General features: G+C 64.3%; 2 protein-coding genes. Both read right to left on the reverse strand.

The window, feature by feature from the left end; all coding sequences use genetic code 11:
• A partial coding sequence (locus tag I6U14_RS01725; RefSeq protein WP_296896369.1) for a BrnT family toxin occupies positions 1-249 on the reverse strand: 249 nt, incomplete at its 3' end.
• A gap of 183 nt (positions 250-432) precedes the next feature.
• Positions 433-1,959 (reverse strand): ribonucleoside-diphosphate reductase subunit alpha (locus I6U14_RS01730; protein WP_296896371.1); only part of this gene is annotated, 1,527 nt, incomplete at its 5' end.

Below are 1,959 nucleotides of genomic sequence, written 5' to 3' on the forward strand. Positions count from 1 at the left end.
GATATGTGTATAAGGGACAGTGCGTATGCGGCGTGCGCGATAGGTGAACCTGACAGTCAGGATTCCGCGGCCTGCGTTGTCGAGACCGAAGCAGTAGAACCGTTCCTCCGACTGGCTGTTCTTATCATCCTTGGCAATGAGGCGGCGCGGGTCACGGAACGCGTGCTGCGCGTCCTCGAAGGCAACGCCGTGCTTGCGCTGGTTGGCCAGATTCTTGGCTTCGTCCCACTCAAAGGTCGGCTCGGTCATCGATCAGGGTAGCAGAGGTATGGCGATATAGCCATATTCGGGGCGGGATGGCTGGGCTCTGGCCAGGCTCGTGCTCCCAGGTCGGACCAGCGCGGCTTTCGCCGCGCAGGCCGGCGGGGAAGCCGGCGGTCCCGGTCGGCGGCGCGCCCCCGTACTGCGTACTCCGTACTCCGCACCTCCCCCTTATTGGCAGCTCTCACACTCCGGATCAATCACCGAGCACGCAGCAGGCTCCGCAGCCCCATTCCCTTTCCCATTCGACTTGCCTTTGCCGAGGGAGACGTAGTTGCCGCCGACGGCGGAGAGGCGATTCGCCTTGCTCGCATCGTCCATGGTGGACTTCTCGACGTGGGTGGCGCCCATGGAGCGCAGGTAATAGGTGGTCTTGAGACCGCGCACCCAGGCGAGCTTGTAGAGGTTGTCGAGCTTCTTGCCGGAGGGCTCGCTCATGTAGAGGTTCAGGCTCTGGGCCTGGTCGAGCCATTTCTGGCGGCGGCTGCCGGCCTCCACCAGCCAGCGGGCGTCGATCTCGAACGCCGTTGCGTAGGTCTGCTTCAGGTCCTCGGGCACGCGGTCGATCTGCTGGACGCTGCCGTCGTAGTACTTGAGGTCGTTGACCATGACGCGGTCCCAGAGGCCGCGCTCCTTCAGATCGGCCACCAGGTAGGGGTTGACGACGGTGAACTCGCCGGAGAGGTTCGATTTGACGAACAGGTTCTGATAGGTCGGCTCGATGGACTGGCTGACGCCGCAGATGTTGCTGATGGTGGCCGTCGGGGCGATGGCCATGCAGTTGCTGTTGCGCATGCCGACGGTGGTCACCCGCTCGCGCAGCCGGTCCCAGTCCAGCGTGGTGCTGGAATCCATCTCCAGATAGCCGCCGCGGCCTTCTTCCAGTAGCCGGACGCTGTCGATGGGCAGAATCCCCTGGCTCCAGAGGCTGCCGGAGAAGCTCTGGTAACGACCGCGCTCCTCGGCCAGGTCCGTGCTGGCGCTGATGGCGTGCCAGCTCAGGATCTCCATGCTCTGGTCAGCGAACTGCACGGCCTCGGGGCTCGCGTAGGGTATGCCGAGCTTATAGAGCGCGTCCTGGAAGCCCATGATGCCGAGCCCCACGGGGCGGTGGCGCAGGTTGGACTTGCGCGCCTGCGGGACGTTGTAGAAGTTGTAGTCGATGACGTTGTCGAGCATCCGCATGGCGGTGCCGACGGTCTTCTGGAGCTTGGCGGTGTCCAGGCCGTTGGCGCCCACGTGGTTGGCCAGGTTGACGGAGCCTAAATTGCAGACGGCGATCTCCTGGTCGTTGGTGTGCAGCGTGATCTCGGTGCAGAGGTTGGAGCTGTGCACCTGGCCGACGTGCTGGTTGGTATAGCGCAGGTTGCAGGGGTCCTTGAAGGTGATCCAGGGGTGGCCGGTCTCGAACAGCATGGCCAGCATCTTGCGCCACAGGTCGACGGCCTTGACCTGCTTGTAGACGCGCAGGTCGCCGCGCTCGCCGCGTTCCTCGTAAGCCGTGTAGGCCTGCTCGAAGGCCTGGCCCATGAGGTCGTGCAGGTCCGGCGTCTCGTCCGGGCTAAAGAGCGACCACATGTCGTCCTCGGCGACGCGCTTCATGAACAGGTCCGGCACCCAGTTGGCGGTGTTCATGTCGTGGGTGCGGCGGCGGTCGTCGCCGGTGTTCTTGCGCAGGTCGAGGAACTCCTCGATGTC

The organism is Thiohalocapsa sp., from assembly GCF_019695415.1.
Taxonomy (GTDB): domain Bacteria; phylum Pseudomonadota; class Gammaproteobacteria; order Chromatiales; family Chromatiaceae; genus Thiohalocapsa.